At 72.5% G+C, this 15,631-nt stretch carries 17 protein-coding genes; 7 read left to right on the top strand and 10 right to left on the bottom strand.

Features of this window, described 5'->3' with window-relative positions; all coding sequences use genetic code 11:
• The 4 genes from ACIP63_RS24330 to ACIP63_RS24315 all read right to left on the bottom strand — a co-directional run bounded on the left by ACIP63_RS24330 (position 1) and on the right by ACIP63_RS24315 (position 4,484).
• The gene (locus ACIP63_RS24330; protein WP_401519150.1) at positions 1-1,041 is read right to left on the bottom strand and encodes an ABC transporter permease; all 1,041 of its coding nucleotides are present in this window, start codon (positions 1,039-1,041) and stop codon (positions 1-3) included.
• 37 nt (positions 1,042-1,078) lie between these two features.
• Entirely contained in the window at positions 1,079-2,650 is a 1,572-nt protein-coding gene (locus tag ACIP63_RS24325; protein WP_401519147.1) for an ABC transporter substrate-binding protein, read from the bottom strand.
• Between the two features lie 506 nt (positions 2,651-3,156).
• Complete coding sequence (locus ACIP63_RS24320) at positions 3,157-3,999, bottom strand: DsbA family protein (RefSeq protein ID WP_401519565.1); 843 nt, start codon at positions 3,997-3,999, stop codon at positions 3,157-3,159.
• 50 nt (positions 4,000-4,049) lie between these two features.
• Positions 4,050-4,484 (bottom strand): RrF2 family transcriptional regulator, encoded by a 435-nt coding sequence (locus ACIP63_RS24315; RefSeq protein ID WP_401519144.1) that lies wholly within the window; start codon positions 4,482-4,484, stop codon positions 4,050-4,052.
• Between the two features lie 151 nt (positions 4,485-4,635).
• Between ACIP63_RS24315 and ACIP63_RS24310 the strand changes: the two genes are divergently transcribed.
• Positions 4,636-5,145, top strand: a complete 510-nt coding sequence (locus ACIP63_RS24310) for a cupin domain-containing protein (RefSeq protein WP_401519142.1) — start codon at positions 4,636-4,638, stop codon at positions 5,143-5,145.
• 256 nt (positions 5,146-5,401) lie between these two features.
• The gene (locus ACIP63_RS24305; RefSeq protein ID WP_401519140.1) at positions 5,402-5,770 is read left to right on the top strand and encodes a nuclear transport factor 2 family protein; all 369 of its coding nucleotides are present in this window, start codon (positions 5,402-5,404) and stop codon (positions 5,768-5,770) included.
• 8 nt (positions 5,771-5,778) lie between these two features.
• Here ACIP63_RS24305 and ACIP63_RS24300 read toward each other — a convergent pair whose 3' ends face one another.
• From ACIP63_RS24300 to ACIP63_RS24290, 3 genes are read right to left on the bottom strand one after another with little or no spacing between them, the layout of a single operon-like run.
• Entirely contained in the window at positions 5,779-6,597 is an 819-nt protein-coding gene (locus tag ACIP63_RS24300) for a helix-turn-helix domain-containing protein (RefSeq protein WP_401519562.1), read from the bottom strand.
• 25 nt (positions 6,598-6,622) lie between these two features.
• Entirely contained in the window at positions 6,623-6,961 is a 339-nt protein-coding gene (locus ACIP63_RS24295) for a P-II family nitrogen regulator (protein ID WP_401519137.1), read from the bottom strand.
• Complete coding sequence (locus tag ACIP63_RS24290) at positions 6,958-8,280, bottom strand: ammonium transporter (RefSeq protein WP_401519134.1); 1,323 nt, start codon at positions 8,278-8,280, stop codon at positions 6,958-6,960. The genes ACIP63_RS24295 and ACIP63_RS24290 overlap by 4 nt, the downstream gene beginning before the upstream one ends.
• 266 nt (positions 8,281-8,546) lie before the next feature.
• On the opposite strand from ACIP63_RS24290, the gene ACIP63_RS24285 reads away from it, so the two are divergent.
• Together ACIP63_RS24285 and ACIP63_RS24280 are read left to right on the top strand one after the other, a co-directional pair.
• Positions 8,547-10,019, top strand: a complete 1,473-nt coding sequence (locus tag ACIP63_RS24285; protein ID WP_401519132.1) for an AlkA N-terminal domain-containing protein — start codon at positions 8,547-8,549, stop codon at positions 10,017-10,019.
• An 8-nt stretch (positions 10,020-10,027) separates the two neighbouring features.
• Positions 10,028-10,546, top strand: coding sequence for a methylated-DNA--[protein]-cysteine S-methyltransferase (locus ACIP63_RS24280; protein WP_401519129.1), 519 nt, complete (start codon positions 10,028-10,030; stop codon positions 10,544-10,546).
• Positions 10,547-10,598: 52 nt separating this feature from the next.
• Here ACIP63_RS24280 and ACIP63_RS24275 read toward each other — a convergent pair whose 3' ends face one another.
• Positions 10,599-11,183: a TMEM165/GDT1 family protein gene (locus tag ACIP63_RS24275; RefSeq protein ID WP_401519128.1), complete on the bottom strand. Its 585-nt coding sequence runs from the start codon at positions 11,181-11,183 to the stop codon at positions 10,599-10,601.
• A 315-nt stretch (positions 11,184-11,498) separates the two neighbouring features.
• On the opposite strand from ACIP63_RS24275, the gene ACIP63_RS24270 reads away from it, so the two are divergent.
• Complete coding sequence (locus ACIP63_RS24270; RefSeq protein ID WP_401519127.1) at positions 11,499-11,900, top strand: (2Fe-2S) ferredoxin domain-containing protein; 402 nt, start codon at positions 11,499-11,501, stop codon at positions 11,898-11,900.
• A 39-nt stretch (positions 11,901-11,939) separates the two neighbouring features.
• Here ACIP63_RS24270 and ACIP63_RS24265 read toward each other — a convergent pair whose 3' ends face one another.
• On the bottom strand, positions 11,940-12,674 hold the full coding sequence (locus tag ACIP63_RS24265; protein ID WP_401519124.1) for an SIR2 family NAD-dependent protein deacylase: 735 nt from the start codon (positions 12,672-12,674) through the stop codon (positions 11,940-11,942).
• Positions 12,675-13,128: 454 nt separating this feature from the next.
• On the opposite strand from ACIP63_RS24265, the gene ACIP63_RS24260 reads away from it, so the two are divergent.
• Together ACIP63_RS24260 and ACIP63_RS24255 are read left to right on the top strand one after the other, a co-directional pair.
• Positions 13,129-13,590, top strand: coding sequence for a VOC family protein (locus ACIP63_RS24260; protein ID WP_401519121.1), 462 nt, complete (start codon positions 13,129-13,131; stop codon positions 13,588-13,590).
• Between the two features lie 128 nt (positions 13,591-13,718).
• A complete protein-coding gene (locus ACIP63_RS24255) occupies positions 13,719-14,834 on the top strand; it encodes a glycerate kinase (RefSeq protein WP_401519118.1) in 1,116 nt (371 codons plus the stop codon).
• A gap of 41 nt (positions 14,835-14,875) precedes the next feature.
• Here ACIP63_RS24255 and ACIP63_RS24250 read toward each other — a convergent pair whose 3' ends face one another.
• Positions 14,876-15,595 (bottom strand): helix-turn-helix domain-containing protein, encoded by a 720-nt coding sequence (locus ACIP63_RS24250; RefSeq protein ID WP_401519115.1) that lies wholly within the window; start codon positions 15,593-15,595, stop codon positions 14,876-14,878.
• Positions 15,596-15,631 lie beyond the last annotated feature (36 nt).

Below are 15,631 nucleotides of genomic sequence, written 5' to 3'. Positions count from 1 at the left end.
TCATACCCCCCGCTGGGATGCCGGCATCACACGCGCCAGCACCAGGTTGATGATCAGGTTGAAGGAGACGACCAGCACGATCGACACCACGAGCACGCCCTGCACCGCCGGCACGTCGCCGGCCTGGGCCGAGTCGTTGGCGAACCGGCCGAAGCCCTGGAGACCGAAGATCCACTCCGTGACCACGGAAGCACCCACCAGCGCCGGGAACTTCTGTCCGACCGTCGCGAGGGCGGGCCCGAGGCCGTTGCGCAGGACATGGGCGAAGAAGATCCGCCGTGGGCTCAGGCCCCGGACCACCGCGCCCGTCACGTAGTTCTCGCCGTAGGCCGCGATGAGGCTGGACCGCAACTGGCGGGCGACATCGGCGATGACGTCAAAGCTCAGCGCGAGCACCGGGAGTGTGATGTGGGCGAGCCAGGGACCGACACCCTGGTCGGCCGGGATGTAACCGGCCGAGGGGAAGAGACCGAGTCCCACCGCGAGGGCCGCCACCAGCACGATGCCCACCACGAAGGCCGGCATCACCGAGATCACGGTGACGAATCCGGTGATCGCCCGGTCCACGACGGTGGTGCGCCGGAGCGCCGCCACCGTGCCGAGGAGGAAGCCCACGACCACACCGATGACCAGCGCGAAGGTCGCGACCGAGAGGCTCACCCCCAGACCGAGGCCGATCAGTGTCGAGATGTCGGCCCCGTTGACCCAGCTGGTGCCGAGCTGTCCGTGCAGGACCCCGCTGAACCAGTCCCAGTACTGGGTCAGGAAGGGCTTGTCGAGCCCCCATTCGGCCTCGACGCGCTGGATCGCCTCGGGGGTCGCCTCCTCGCCCAGCTGGATGCGCGCCGGGCTGAGCCCGCTCATGGACCGCAGCGCGAACGTCACGAAGGTCGCCACCAGGAACACCGGCACGAAGATCGCGACCGACCGGCCGAGTACGGCAGCCACCCGCCCCGCCGCATGCCGCGCCCTGGTCGTGGCGACCCGGCCGCGCTCAGGAGCGCCGCGCCCGCGCTCGGGCTCCGGTGTGGTCGTCGTCATGGGGCTCCTCCTTTCTGCAGTGGTGTACGGGACGGGGTCAGGAGCCGCCGGCGATCTTCACGCCGGTCCAGTCGATGTGGGCGGGGTTCTTCGGCAGATCGGAGAGTGCCTTGTTCTTGGCGAAGAGGTTGGGCGACGAGAAGGTGAAGATCAGGGCCTTGCTCTCCAGGCCCGCACGCGTCGCCGCCTGGAGCACCCGCCGGTAGTCGGGCGCGTCCAGAGGCGTCTGACGGACCTTGGCGACGGCCTCCTTGAAGCCCTCCGGCTCGTACGGGGTGCTCAGGTTCAGCGGGCCGTTCGGACCGAAATGGGCGGTGAGGGTCTGCACCGCGGAGTCGCGGCCCGTCGTCGAGTACAGGGAGAAGGCCAGGTCCTTGGCGAAGAACGGGGTGGCCCAGTTCTTGTCGATCTTGATGGTGACCTTGATGCCCACGGCCGCCAGCTGCGACTGGACGATCTCGGCCTGCGGGTCCTCCGCCGGGACGACCAGGTTCAGCTTGATGTCACCGGGCCCGTGGCCCGCTTCGGCCAGGAGCTTCTTCGACTTCGCCGGGTCGTACGGGTAGGCGTTCTCCGACTCGGAGTCGTAGGCCTCGTACCCCTTGGGGAAGGGCTGGTCGGTGGCCTCGCCATGACCGAACGTCAGCTTGTCGACGAACTCCTTGCGGTTGACCGCGTAGCGGAGCGCGTCGACGACCCTGTCGTCGTCGAACGGCGCCTTGTTGACGTTCAGGCTGATGTTGGAGGCGTTGAAGCCGGGCTGGGAGAACACGTCCAGGCCGGCCTTCTCGGCGGCGGAGGCCTGGCTCGGGTCGAGGTCGGCGAAGTTGTAGACACCCGTCTGGAGACCCGAGACCACGGTGGAGGCATCGGGTGCGGAGACCAGCTCGACGTGGTCGATGTGGATGTTCTTCGCGTCCCAGTAGTCGGGGTTCTTCCGCAGGACCGCCTTGGTGCCCGGGATCAGCTGGTCGATGACGAACGGCCCGGCACCGACAGGGGCCCGGTCCAGCTCCGCGGGGTCGGCGGCCGCCTTCGGGCTGGCTATCTGCAGGACGCGCTCCCCGAGCAACTGCGGGATCTGGTAGTCGACCTGGGTGAGGGCGAGGGTGGCGTCGAGCCCGTCGGCCTTCACCGACCCGATGGACGTCAGGTCGCCGAAGAGCGCGGAGTTCTTCTGCTTCTGCGCCCGCTCGATCGCGGCCTTCACGGCCGCGCCGTCGACCGGCTGACCGTCGCTGAACTTCAGCCCGGGGCGCACGTGGAAGGTGATCCGGTCACCCTTCTCGTTGTACTCCCAGCTCTCGGCGAGGTCCGGGACCGCCTTGCCCTCCTCGTCGGTTCGCGTCAACGAGGCGTATACGAGGGCGAGTTCGCGGAACTGTGCGCCGCTTCCCCCCACCACCGGATCCCAGTGGCTCGGGAAGTAGGAGGAGGCCCATTTCAGGGTGGCGCCGCCGGCCGCCGAAGAGGCGCTGCCGCCGCAGGCGCTCAGAGCCGGCACGAGCAGGGCGATGAAGGCGGTTCCGAGGGCAGCGACCCTCAGGCCGCCCGCCTGTCGGGCCGACCGGGCATCCGGTCGGCGTCGGATCGTGAGGCGTGCGGACATCTCGTTCTCTCTGATGGGGTCCGGCCCGGAAAAGGGCAGGAGGAGGCGGGGAAGCGTGAAGAGGGGAGCGCGGCACTCGCGCGAACCGTCGTCGCGTATGCGGGCATGCGGCGTCGAGGCGTCGGCGCACGGCACGGCACGGCAGGGCAGGAGCGGGTCCGGCGGGGCGTCGAGGAACTCACGGCCCCGGACGGGGATGCGACGGAAGGGCGCGACGGAAGGCGGGGAGCCGACGCGGGGCACAGGCGCGGATCAGCGGGCCGAAGGGCGGCCGGTGCTGCCGACGGAGGTCAGGCGGCGCCTGTGGAGCGAGGGTGGTGAGCGGTCAGCGACAGAGTGCGCTGGAGGTGCGCCGCAGGTCCACGTAGCGGCACACCACACCGGGGTGCGTCGTGAGCATGGGCTCATCCTGGCGGCAGCCGTCCTCGCCTGTCAATGGACACCCTTTGGTGTCTCATTCAGCGGGACGGGGCTCGACCGCAGCTCAGGGCGGTGCGGCGGCGAACTCAGCCCACAGCGGGATGCGCTGACGCCTCGTCGGGATGCAGCCAGAGGGGGCCGTTCGCCGTCTCCAGGGGGACCGCCCCCGGGGGAGGCCACACGCCCTCCGCCAGCAGGAGTCGGTCCGGTCCGGTCAGGCTCCGGTACCGCTCCAGTGCCTCGGCGGGGGTGAGCGGCGCGGAGAGGCCGAGGAGCCCCGGGCAGAGCTCGTCGACGGCCGCCGCGTACGTCCCGTACGACCGCCAGCCGGGTATCGCGCGACAGCCGGACGGGGCGCGCAGCAGGAGGGTCGGCAGCGCGTAGCGGTACCCGCCGTCGGCAGTCTCCTTGGCCGTGCCCGGGTGCGGCGATCCGCTGCGTACGGACAGGACTTCGGGGACCGGGCGCCGTGCCTCCGCACGGTCCGCGCGCACCCGCTCCAGGACGCCGGGCGAGGCCGCGTCGGCCCTCAGCCGGTCCGGGTCCAGGCCCGGGACACCGCGCGTGGCGGCCACCGCGGCCTCCGGGGTGTCCGCCGGTTCGCCCAGGACGAAGACGGTCTCCCGGAGCCGTCGCAGGACCCGTTCGGCCACATCGGCGCCCTGGAGCTCGGCGGCCCCGGCCACGAGCGACGACGGCCAGGAGCTCGCCGCGACGCGGCTCAGCCGGGCCGCCCGAGGGGCCCGGGTGTGCGCGCTGATCCTCTCGACGTAGCCGGCGTAGTACGCGGTTTCGGCCGCCGGATCGGGCGCCGGGTCGTCATCGTCGTCGAAGAGGATCGCGTACGCCCGTCGCCAGCGGACCCGGCCGGCCAGCGCGGTCCGCAGCCTGCGGAAGGCGGGCTCCGACCCCCAGGCCCAGGGGCACATCGGGTCGGTGAACTCCACCACCTCCACCGGCGGTGCGTCCGGCCGGCCGGTCACGCGGCACCGATCGAGGACGGCTGTTCGCGCGCGTCGACGGGCAGCAGCGAGGCCAGGGTCAGCCCTCCGAGGACCGCCGCGGCGTCCGACTCGACCCGCCTCCACACCCCGGGCAGACCCACCGCGGGGCCCGGGTAGTCGAGCCCTCTCAGCGACTCGCCCCGGAGGGTGATCAGCTCACCGTCGACGGCGCGCACGACATCCAGCAGGGCGATCTCCCCGGCAGGTCTGCCGAGCCAGTAACCGCCCTCGCAGCCGCGTTGGCTGCGCACCAGACCGGCCCTGCGCAGCTCGCCCACCACGGACTTCAAGAACCTGAACGGAATCTCCTGCGAGGAGGCGATGGCTTCGCAGGAGAGCGGACGGCCGGGGTCACTCGCGAGCTCCAGAAGGGCGCGCGTGGCGTAGTCCGCCTTCGCGGAGATATGCATGCGCACATCATGCCCCGGCGGTGCGCCGCAGGCGAGGCGCTTCCGGCCGTTCCCCGCCCGCGTCGCGCCTGTATTGCGGGAACATTGCCGCAGGTGAAGGGGAATGGACACCTCTTGACATCCTTTTCGCGGCCGCCCTAACGTCCGTGCCATGAGCGAGCCGTTGACGACCCCCGGAGAAGGGTTCCACCCTCACCTCCACGAAGCCCCGGGCCGCGCGGCGGCACCCCTGCGCGCCCGTCTGCACCACATCCGCGCGGACGCGCTGGACGGAGACACGGCACAGACCGGAGGCATGCGGAGATTCGGTGCCGTCAGCGGCCGGACCGTGGGTTCCGAGAAACTGTGGATGGGCCAGACCCACGTCGCCCCCGCGACCGCGTCCTCCGACCACCATCACGGTGAGTCCGAGACTGCCATCCATGTGGTCAGCGGACACCCGGAGTTCGTCTTCCTGGACGACTCGGGGGACGAGCCGGAGGAGGTGCGGCTGCGCACCTCACCGGGCGACTACATCTTCGTCCCGCCGTTCGTGCCGCACCGCGAGGAGAACCCGGACCCCAGCGAGGAGGCCGTGGTCGTCATCGCCCGCAGCACCCAGGAGGCGATCGTGGTCAACCTGCCGCGTCTGTACGCCCTGGACCTCGACGCGAACGCCTGAAGGGCCGTGCGCGCGCCGGACAGCGAACGCGCCGCCTGTGGCGGGCAGTTCGAGAGCGCCTTCCGGTCGCGCCGAGATTACCTCAGCGGTAATCGACCCTCTGCCACGAGTGCGACAGGCTGCGGAGCACAAGGAAGGGCGGCACACCGACGGTGAGCCGCCGTCCGGCCAGGCTGCCCGCCGGTGAGGCGGGAAGCACGGCCATGTGCCGCAGGCGCGCCGTCCGGCGCACCCGCAGAGACGAGAGGACACCGCTGTGACCACCCACGAGGACGCCGTCGAGCGCTACTTCACCGCCTGGAACGCCGCCACCCCCGAGGATCTGGCCAAGGCGGTCGCTGCCGCCTTCACGGAGGACGGCACCTACACCGACCCGTTGGGTGAGGCGAAGGGGCACGAGGGGATCGCGGCGGCGATCGCGGGCGCCCACCAGCAGTTCCCCGGCTTCGCGTTCGAGCTCACCGGTACGCCCGACGCCCACCACAACCTGGTGCGCTTCACATGGGACCTGGTCTCCACCACCGACGGGTCCGCTCCCGCCGCCGGCTTCGACGTGATCACGCTCGCCGACGACGGCCGCATCAGCGGCGTCGCCGGCTTCCTGGACCGCCTGCCGGGTGCGTGACCTCTCCCTCAGCCCGCCGCCTGAAGGGCGGCTGCGGTCTCCGTGTCCGCGGGCAGGAAGGTCTCGACCGCCAACTCGGCGACGGTCACGTCCATCGGTGTGTTGAAGGTCGTCGCCGTCGAGATGAAGGACAGCACCCGGCCGCCCGCCTCGATCCGGAGCGGCAGTGCGTACGGGTGGGCCGCCGGGCCCCGCCCGTCCGTACGCCCGTCCGGGCCGGCAGGCGTGCCGCCTGCGGGGGCCGGATAGGCGGCCACCTCCTCGTAGAGGCCGCGCAGCGCTTCGGAGGAACGCAGCGCGGCCTGCCGCTCCATCCGTTCCAGGAGGTGGCCGCGCCATTCCCCCAGGTTGCGGATCCGCGGGGCCAGGCCCTGCGGATGCAGCGTCAGCCGCATGGCGTTCATGGGCGGCCGCAGCAGGTGACCGGCCACCCCGTCGAGCAGCAGCCGCACGCCCTCGTTCGCGGCCACCACGTCGTACATCCCGTCCATCACCAGGGCGGGGAAGGGCTCGTAGGCGGTCAGCAGCTGGTCCAGTCCGGCCCGCAGCGTCGTCATCGCAGGCGCGGTCAGCGCTGTCTCCGGGTACGAGGGGGCGTAACCCGCTGCCACGAGCAGCGCGTTGCGGTCCCGTACGGGAACGTCGAGGTGTTCGGCGAGATGCAACACCATGGACCGGCTCGGCGTGGACCGGCCGGTCTCGATGAAGCTGATGTGGCGTGCGGAACTGTCGGCTCTGAGAGCCAGTTCGAGCTGGGTGATACCCCGCAGCTTGCGCCAGCCCCGCAGCAGGCTTCCGGCGTTCAGGTCATCGACCGTCCTGGCCATGGCAGTCGTCATGGCCAGGACGGTACTAGAGGGCCTCAGGACCCCGCTCGCCCGTGCGGACCCGCACAGCGGTCTCCACGGGCACCGCCCACACCTTGCCGTCGCCGATCTTTCCGGTGCGGGCGGCGCGGACCACCGCTTCGATCACCGGCTCGGCGTCCGCGTCCTCGACGAGGACCTCTATACGGATCTTGGGCACCAGGTCCACCCGGTACTCCGCACCCCGGTAGACCTCGGTGTGGCCGTGCTGGCGCCCGTATCCGCTGGCCTCGGTGACCGTCAGCCCGTTCACGCCGAGGTCCTGCAGAGCGGTCTTCACCTCGTCGAGGCGGTGCGGCTTCACGACGGCGGTGATGAGCTTCATGGGGCGGTGCTCCTGTCCTGGGAGAGAAGTGCGGAGTGGCCCGGGGTCTGCGCGGCTGCGTGACCCAGGCCGCCGTGATCGTAGGCGCTCTCCGCGTGCACTGTCTGGTCCAGGCCCGTGAGCTCCTCCTCCTCGGACGCCCGCACACCCATCAGCCGGTCGATCACCTTCCCGATCCCGTACGTCGCCAGGAAGGTGTACGCGGCGACGGCGAGCACCGCCACGGCCTGCCGGACGAGCTGGCCCGCTCCGCCGCCGTAGAGGAGGCCCTCGGCGCCCCCGGTCATCGTCGCCGTCGCGAACAGCCCTATGAGCAGCGTGCCGACGACGCCTCCCACGAAGTGCACACCGACGACGTCCAGGGAGTCGTCGTAGTCGAACCGGAACTTCCACGCGACGGCGTACGAGCAGACGACTCCGGCCGCGAGTCCCACGACGGCCGCGCCGAGCACCCCGACGGTCCCGCAGGCGGGTGTGATCGCGACCAGGCCGGCGACCACACCGGAGGCCGCGCCGAAGGTGGTCGGGTGGCCGTCGCGCCGCTGTTCGACGAAGAGCCAGCCGAGCAGCCCGGTGCAGCCGGCGACGAGGGTGTTGAGGACCGAGGCGGCGGCGAGGCCGTTCGCGCCGAGAGCCGAGCCGCCGTTGAACCCGAGCCAGCCGAACCAGAGCAGGCCCGCGCCGAGCATCACCATCGGCAGGTTGTGCGGCCGCATCGCGTCCTTCTTGAAGCCGATGCGGGGGCCGATCACCAGGGCGAGGGCCAGGCCCGACGCTCCGCAGGTGATCTCCACGACGAGACCGCCGGCGAAGTCCAGGGCGCCGAGCGAGTCCTTGATCCACCCGCCGGGCCCCCATACCCAGTGGGCGATGGGAACGTATACGAGCAGGGTCCACACCGGCACGAAGACCAGCCACGCCGCGAACTTCATACGGTCCGCGATCGCTCCGCTGATCAGCGCGGCGGTGAGGATCGCGAAGGTCAGCTGGAAGGTGGTGAACAACAGGGTCGGGACGCTGCCGGTGAGGTCGTCGGGGCCGATGCCGACCATGCCCACCTGGCCGAGGCCTCCGATGAGCCCGGCGAACGTGTCGTCCCCGAAGGCCAGCGAGTAGCCGGCGACCAGCCACACGACGGTGACCAGCGCGATCGACACGAAGCTCATCATCAGCATGTTGAGGACGCTCTTCGTGCGCACCATGCCGCCGTAGAACAGGGCGAGGCCCGGAGTCATCAGCAGGACGAGAGCGGTGGCGGCGAGGAGCCAGGCGGTGTCGCCGGTGTCCAGGCCTGCCGAGGCCAAGGTCGTGGGGGTCAAGACGGGGTCCCTCCTCGGGGCACGGTGAGGTCCGGCCCGGAGAGCGTCGCGGGCGTGCGTTTCGCGGAGGGCGCCGTCGCGTTTCCGGAATGTTTCATTGCGGGAAGGTGACCGAAACCTCACCGGGAACCGACGCGATGGCCTCCGCCGGAACATCGACCGGCCCGGGGAGCCGCAGGCGGCCGTGGACCGTGTCGGATTCCCGCGCGACGTCCATGTCGGATTTCCGCCAGCCGACCGGCCCCTCCGTGCCCGATGCTTGGACCATGCACACCGACACCGAGCGCTGCGTGAGGGCCGTCCGGTCGAAGGACGCCCGCTTCGACGGCTGGTTCTTCACGGCGGTCCTGACCACCCGGATCTACTGCCGGCCCAGCTGCCCGGTGGTGGCGCCGAAGGCGCGGAACATGACCTTCTACCCCAGCGCCGCCGCGTGCCAGCAGGCCGGTTTCCGCGCCTGCAAGCGGTGCCGGCCCGACACCAGCCCCGGCTCCCCGGAGTGGAACGCCCGCGCCGACTCCGTCGCCCGGGCCATGCGGCTCATCCAGGACGGCGTCGTCGACCGGGAGGGCGTGCAGGGACTCGCCGCCCGGCTCGGATACTCCGCCCGGCAGGTCGAGCGTCAGCTCCTCGCCGAGCTGGGCGCGGGCCCGCTCGCGCTGGCGAGGTCCCAGCGCGCCCAGACCGCACGGGTCCTCATCGAGACGACCGGGCTCCCCATGGCCGAGGTCGCGTTCGCGGCCGGGTTCTCATCGATCCGTACGTTCAACGACACCGTGCGGGAGGTTTTCGCGCTCGCCCCGGGCGAACTGCGCGCCCGGGCGGGACGTGGGACCCGTGAGCCGGTGGCCCCGGGGGTCATAGCTCTCCGGCTCCCGTACCGCGCCCCGCTCAACCCGAGCAACCTCTTCGGGCACCTCGCCGCCACCGCCGTCCCGGGCGTCGAGGAATGGCGCGACGGCGCCTACCGCCGCACCCTCACCCTGCCCCACGGGCACGGCATCGTGGCGCTGTCCCCGCAGCCCGGCCACATCGACTGCCGGCTCTCCCTCGCCGACCCCCGCGATCTCACCCAGGCCGTCAGCCGCTGCCGCAGACTCCTCGACCTGGACGCCGACCCGGTCGCCGTGGACGGCCAGCTGCGCTCGGACCCGATGCTCGCCCCGCTGGTCGATGCGGCCCCGGGGCGCCGGGTACCGCGCACGGTCGACGCGGCGGAGTTCGCCGTACGCGCGGTGCTCGGCCAGCAGGTCTCCACGGCCGCCGCCCGCACCCACGCGGCCCGTCTGGTCCGCGCCCACGGGATCCCGGTGGAGGACCCCGAAGGCGGCCTGACCCATCTGTTCCCGACCCCCGAGGCACTGTCCGGGCTCGACCCCGAGGCACTCGCCCTGCCGCGCAGCCGCCGCGCGACGCTCACCACCCTCGTGGCCGCCCTCGCCGGCGGGTCCCTGGACCTGGGGGAGGGGACCGACTGGGAGAGGGCCCGGGCGGAACTGGCCGCGCTGCCGGGCTTCGGCCCCTGGACGGTCGAGGTCATCGCCATGAGGGCCCTCGGGGACCCGGACGCCTTCCTCCCCACCGACCTCGGGATCCGCAGGGCGGCCGGACAGCTCGGACTCCCGGCCACCCCCGCCGCACTCACCGCGTCCGCCACGCGGTGGCGCCCCTGGCGGGCGTACGCGGCGCAGTATCTGTGGACCGTCGACGACCACCCCATCAACCACCTGCCCAGCTGAGGACGACCATGACCGCCACACCCACATCGACCAGGCAGCACACGGTCGTCGACAGCCCGTACGGGGCGCTCACCCTGGTCGCGACCGACGGCGTGCTGTCCGGTCTCTACATGACCGGGCAACGGCACCGCCCGCCCGAGGAGACCTTCGGCGTACCCGACGCGCGGCCCTTCGGCGAGACCGTCCGCCAGCTGCACGCCTACTTCGCGGGCGAGCTGAAGGAGTTCGACCTCCCGCTGCGCCTGCACGGCACCGCCTTCCAGCGCGGCGTCTGGTCCGAGCTCGTACGCATCCCGTACGGCGAGACCCGCTCCTACGGGGAACTGGCCGACCGCCTCGGTAAGCCCGGGGCATCCCGCGCGGTGGGCCTCGCCAACGGCAGGAATCCGGTCGGGATCATCGTGCCCTGCCACCGCGTCGTCGGAGCCTCGGGGAGCCTGACCGGGTACGGCGGTGGGCTCGACCGCAAGCAGCGGCTGCTCGCCTTCGAGCGGGGTACGGAGTGCGAGGTGCCGGTCCTGTTCTGAGCGGGTGGCCGGAGATCCGGCCACCCGCTCAGCCCGGCACCTGGGGCGCCGCTCAGCCCGTGAAGATCTCGACGACCGACCAGATCGCCAGACCGAGCATGCACACCCCGCCGATGCGCTGCACCGTCTTCAGCGGCACCCGCTTGGCGATGAACCGCCCTGCCAGCAGCGCCAGCGCCGACACCGACATCAGGGCGACGGCCGCCCCGACGGCCGTGGACCAGGTGCCGTTGCTCGCGGCGAGGTTCGCGGTGGTGATCTGGGTCAGGTCGCCCCACTCGCTGATGAACACCGCCATGAAGGCGGTCGAGTAGACCGGCCAGAAGCCGGTGACGGTCTTGATCTCCCCGTCCTCGTCGTCGTCACCGCCGCCACTGCGCAGCAGCATGAACGCGCCGAAGGCGAAGAGGGCGGCCGAGACCACCTTGACGATCCAGTCGGGCAGCAGACCGATCAGCCCGCCCGCCCCGACCGCGATGGCGACGTGCACGATGAACGCGGACGACGTACCGAACCAGACGTAGAGCGGGCGCATGCGCGTGCCCATGGCCAGCGAGGCGAACATCGTCTTGTCGGGGAGCTCCGCGAGGAAGATCAGCCCGAAGGCGGTGAGGATCGCCAGGGGGTCGAGATGCATTCCGGGTGGCCTTCTGTGAGAGCCGGGCTCCGGGACTTCCGCGAAGCGCCGCTCGGGCTTTTCGGAGGACCACTCGGCCCGGCATGACGGCAACGCCCGCAGGGCGCGGGCGTGTCATACCTGACCGAAGGTCTCGCCCGCCCGTGGACATCCACGGACCCGGCCACCGGGAACCCGGAGGCTCCAGTGTGTCGACGACCGGTTTGCAGGGCTACTCCCCTTCGCAGCCGTCAACACTACCCCACCGGGCCGTGGGGGAGCGGCTCGGTAGAGTCCTACGATGATCAGCCACACAGCCCCTGGGAGCGCACCCGCATGAGCCGCCGACCGCACAAGGCCGCCGGGCCAGGCCCGTCCCGGCCCACGGTGAGCGTCTGCCGGGGCTGCTGCTGCGGCACCGAGAAGATCCCGGGAGTGGACCACGCCGGACAGCTCGCGCACCTACGGCAGTCCGCGGGCGCGGCCGCGACCGTGCGCGCGGTGGAATGCCTGGACGCCTGCGAGCACGGCAACGTCATCGTCGTACAGCCCTCGGCCGAGGGCCGCCGGGCGGGCGGCCGGCCGGTCTGGCTGGGTCTGGTCAACGATCCGCACGCTGTGGCCGACATCGCCGCCTGGGCGGCGGACGGCGGGCCCGGCCTCGCGGACGCCCCGGAGATCCTGGACCTGTACGCCTTCAGCCCTTCCCGCCGGATCCGGGCCGGGCTGGAGGACTGAGCGCCTGCCGGCCGGCCTCCGGCAGCGGTCCGTGCGCGGTCAGAAGGCGCCGTTCCCCGCGGAGAGCCGCTCCAGCAGCGCCGGCAGGGCCGTCCCGATCGGTTCGCGTACGGTCTCCTCGGCCAGGTCGTCGTACGGGGTCGGCTCGGCGTTCACCACGACGAGCCGGGCCCCGTGCTCCACCGCGATGCCCGCCAGCGAGGCCGCGGGCTGCACCTGGAGCGTCGTACCCACGGCGATGAACACCTGGCCGGCCTTGGTGATCGCCATGGCCTCGGCGAGCACCCGCGGATCCAGACGCTCGCCGAACATCACCGTCGCCGGCTTCAGGATCCCGCCGCAGACCGTGCACGGCGGGTCCGCCTCACCGGCCTCGACCCGGGCCAGCGCGTCCGCCATGGCCGACCGGGCATGGCACCGGGTGCAGACCACCTCGCGTGCCGTGCCGTGGAGTTCGACGACCTTGCGGGCGGACAGGCCCGCCCGCTGGTGCAGCCCGTCGATGTTCTGGGTGATCACCCGGACCGGGGTGCCCGACCGTTCGAGCGCGGCCACCGCGCGATGGGCGGCGTTCGGTTCGGCGCCCCACGCCGCGCCGGTGCGGTGCATCTGCCAGGAGCGGCACCGGATCTCCGGATCGGACATGTAGAAGTCGTAGGTGACGAGCTTCTCCGCCTCCGGGTCCTTCCGCCAGAGGCCCTGCGGCCCGCGGTAGTCGGGGATGCCGGAGTCCGTGGAGATGCCGGCGCCGCTGAGGATCGCGACGAGAGTCATGGCCGGAGCCTACGGACGGCTCCCGGCACCCGCGACGGTATTTCCGCGGGGGCGCGGCTCATGGCCCCTCCGGGTCCGGCGCCGGCGCGGATTCCGCCGCGCCGGCAGCCGGCAGCCTCTCCGTGAGTGCGTGACACCGCCCCGCGTGCCTTCAGCCGGTCCGCGAGCTCGGGCCCGGACCGGACATGGCGCTGCCGGAGCAGCAGGAGCAGGGTGAGCACCCGCTCCGTCGTGCTCCGTCCGGCACCGCCCGCGACGCCCGTACGGTCCACCCCGCCGGAAGGCGGACCGAACCTGTCCTCCAGGGGCGCCAGGCTGGTTCCATGGACGCAGGGGACATCGACCAGCCGCCGGCGCGGCACATCCACCGTGAGCTGATCCACCACCTGTTTGAGGTACGCCCGCCGCGCGACCTCTGCCTCCACACACACCACGCTACGAACGGAGCGACCCGATGAGCCGCCACTTCCAGGTCACCTTCGACGCCCACGACCCGCGGGCGCTGTCGTCCTTCTGGCGCGACGCACTGCGATACGTCCACCCCGGCCCGCCCGGGATCGACCTGCCGGAGGGCGCCGACCCCCTGGCCGCATGGGACGACTTCCTCGCGGGGATCGGCGTACCGGAGGAGCAGCGCAACTCGAGATCGGCGATCGAGGACCCCGAGGGGCACGGCCCGCGCGTGTTCTTCCAGCAGGTCCCGGAGGGCAAGACCGCCAAGAACCGTGTCCACCTCGACGTCCGCGCGGCCCCCGGACTCCAGGGAGAGGAGCGGATGGCGGCGCTGGAGGCCGAGTGCGAACGCCTCGTCGCGCTGGGGGCGACGCGGGTGCGCCGCGACGAGCCCGCTCCTCCGATGAGCGCCGGCTTCCTCGTGATGACCGACCCCGAGGGCAACGAGTTCTGCCTCGACTGACGGCGCCGCGGGGCCGGTCACGTGGTTTCGGACAGCCATGGGCAGATCAGGGGTGGTCCGGATAGGGTCGGGGCGGCGCGACTGCCTGTTCGAAAGCAAAGGGATACAAGGTGACGGACGGAGCAGTGATGGAGACCCCCCACGTGCTCGTGGCGGCGGACAAGTTCAAGGGCTCGCTGACGGCCGTGGAGGTCGCGGAGCGGGTGACGGCCGGGCTGCGGCGCGCCGTGCCCGGCGTGCGGGTCGAGACCCTGCCCGTCGCGGACGGCGGCGACGGCACGGTCGCGGCGGCGGTGGCCGCCGGATTCGAGCGCCGCGAGGCGCGGGTGACCGGACCGCTGGGGGACCAGGTCACGGGGGCGTACGCGGTGCGCGGCACCACCGCCGTGGTGGAGATGGCCGAGGCCTCGGGCCTCCAGCACCTCCCCGCAGGGGAGTTCGCCCCGCTCACGGCGACCACGTACGGCTCCGGGGAGCTGCTGGCGGCCGCGCTCGACGCGGGCGCCCGGACGATCGTGTTCGGTGTCGGCGGCAGCGCCACGACGGACGGCGGCGCGGGCATGCTCGCCGCGCTCGGAGCCCGCTTCCTGGACGGTGACGGCAAGCCCGTCGGCCCCGGGGGCGGCGCGCTCGCCGAGCTGGCCGAGGCCGACCTGTCGGGGCTCGACCCCCGGCTCGCGGACATCGACCTGATCCTGGCCAGCGACGTGGACAACCCGCTGACCGGCCCGAAGGGCGCCCCGGAGGTCTACGGGCGGCAGAAGGGCGCCACCGAGGACGACATCGCGGTCCTCGACGCGGCACTCGTCCACTACGCGTCCGTGCTGGGCCCCGAGACCGCCGAGCTTCCCGGAGCCGGCGCCGCCGGAGGCATCGGTTACGGCGCACTGGTCGCCCTGGGCGCGCGCTTCAGGCCCGGCATCGAGGTCATGCTCGACGTCCTGGGCTTCGCCCCCGCGCTGGCCCGCGCCACGCTCGTCGTCACCGGCGAGGGCTCGCTCGACGAGCAGACCCTGCACGGCAAGGCCCCGGCGGGCGTCGCCGCCGCGGCGCGTGCCGCGGGGGTGGAGGTTGTCGCCGTGTGCGGACGCCTCGCGCTGCCGCCGGAGGCCCTGGGCAAGGCGGGCATACGCCGGGCCTACGCCCTGACGGACCTGGAACCGGACCCCGCCGTCTGCATGGCACAGGCCGGACCCCTGCTGGAACGCGCGGCCGAGGCGATCGCCCGCGACTTCCTGTCCTGACGTGCCGGCACGAGGGGGGTGCCGGACGCCCGGCACCCCCCTCACGGCGGCGAAGCCGTCAGTGTGAACGCGTCCAGCGCCAGCATCATCTCGATCAGCTCACGCGGCCGTGACAACGACCGGGAGGTCAGCCGCTCCAGCCGCCGCAAGCGGTTGAGCACGGTGTTGCGGTGGCAGTACAGCCGGCCGGCCGCCCGCCCCGCCGACCCCCCGCACTCCAGCCACGCCTCGAGCGTCCGCACCAGCAGTGCCCGGTCCGCCGGGTCCAGCGCCAGCAGCGGGCCGAAGACATCCGCGACCAGCCGGGCCGCCAGCTCCGGCTGGCTCACCACCAGCGCCGCGGGCAGCCGCTCCTCCAGCCGGACGATCTCCGCCGTGTCCGGCGGACAGGTCAGCAGCGCCACCTCCGCCAGCCGGCGCGCGGCCCCCAGCCCCGCCAGGCCGTCGGCCACCGGACCGATTCCGCCGGGGCCCGGACACCCCGTCAGCAGGGCGGTGAGCGCCGCCGTATCCCGGTCACCCAGAGCGACGACGACGGCCTCGCGGTCTCCTCGTCTCCGCCGGAAGCACCGCAGCCCCTCCGCCTCCAGCGCCGCGCACACCGGCCCGCCCCCGCCCGCCCGCACCACCGCCACCGCGTAACGGCCCCGCTCCGGCAGACCGAGACCGCTCGCCGCGCCCGCCGCGAGGCCCGGCTCCGACCGGCCCTCCAGCAGCGCGTCGAGCACCGCCCGGCCCTGCTCGTCACCGCGCCGCCGCATGTCTTCGCTCCGTTCCGCAGCCAGGGCCTCTCGTCC

The organism is Streptomyces sp. NPDC088746, from assembly GCF_044751065.1.
GTDB lineage: Bacteria > Actinomycetota > Actinomycetes > Streptomycetales > Streptomycetaceae > Streptomyces.
The sequence above is the reverse complement of the archived record's forward strand: the minus strand, read 5'-3'. Positions and strand labels throughout refer to the sequence as shown.

Excerpts from the sequence above, each read along its gene's own strand:
- ACIP63_RS24275 (WP_401519128.1), bottom strand. The coding sequence starts at position 11,183 with ATGCATCTCGACCCCCTGGCGATCCTCACCGCCTTCGGGCTGATCTTC.
- ACIP63_RS24280 (WP_401519129.1), top strand. The coding sequence starts at position 10,028 with ATGACCGCCACACCCACATCGACCAGGCAGCACACGGTCGTCGACAGC.
- ACIP63_RS24320 (WP_401519565.1), bottom strand. The coding sequence starts at position 3,999 with ATGTGCCCCTGGGCCTGGGGGTCGGAGCCCGCCTTCCGCAGGCTGCGG.
- ACIP63_RS24315 (WP_401519144.1), bottom strand. The coding sequence starts at position 4,484 with ATGCATATCTCCGCGAAGGCGGACTACGCCACGCGCGCCCTTCTGGAG.
- ACIP63_RS24260 (WP_401519121.1), top strand. The coding sequence starts at position 13,129 with ATGAGCCGCCACTTCCAGGTCACCTTCGACGCCCACGACCCGCGGGCG.
- ACIP63_RS24270 (WP_401519127.1), top strand. The coding sequence starts at position 11,499 with ATGAGCCGCCGACCGCACAAGGCCGCCGGGCCAGGCCCGTCCCGGCCC.
- ACIP63_RS24285 (WP_401519132.1), top strand. The coding sequence starts at position 8,547 with ATGCACACCGACACCGAGCGCTGCGTGAGGGCCGTCCGGTCGAAGGAC.
- ACIP63_RS24325 (WP_401519147.1), bottom strand. The coding sequence starts at position 2,650 with ATGTCCGCACGCCTCACGATCCGACGCCGACCGGATGCCCGGTCGGCC.
- ACIP63_RS24295 (WP_401519137.1), bottom strand. The coding sequence starts at position 6,961 with ATGAAGCTCATCACCGCCGTCGTGAAGCCGCACCGCCTCGACGAGGTG.
- ACIP63_RS24310 (WP_401519142.1), top strand. The coding sequence starts at position 4,636 with ATGAGCGAGCCGTTGACGACCCCCGGAGAAGGGTTCCACCCTCACCTC.
- ACIP63_RS24330 (WP_401519150.1), bottom strand. The coding sequence starts at position 1,041 with ATGACGACGACCACACCGGAGCCCGAGCGCGGGCGCGGCGCTCCTGAG.
- ACIP63_RS24255 (WP_401519118.1), top strand. The coding sequence starts at position 13,719 with ATGGAGACCCCCCACGTGCTCGTGGCGGCGGACAAGTTCAAGGGCTCG.
- ACIP63_RS24300 (WP_401519562.1), bottom strand. The coding sequence starts at position 6,597 with ATGGCCAGGACGGTCGATGACCTGAACGCCGGAAGCCTGCTGCGGGGC.
- ACIP63_RS24265 (WP_401519124.1), bottom strand. The coding sequence starts at position 12,674 with ATGACTCTCGTCGCGATCCTCAGCGGCGCCGGCATCTCCACGGACTCC.
- ACIP63_RS24250 (WP_401519115.1), bottom strand. The coding sequence starts at position 15,595 with ATGCGGCGGCGCGGTGACGAGCAGGGCCGGGCGGTGCTCGACGCGCTG.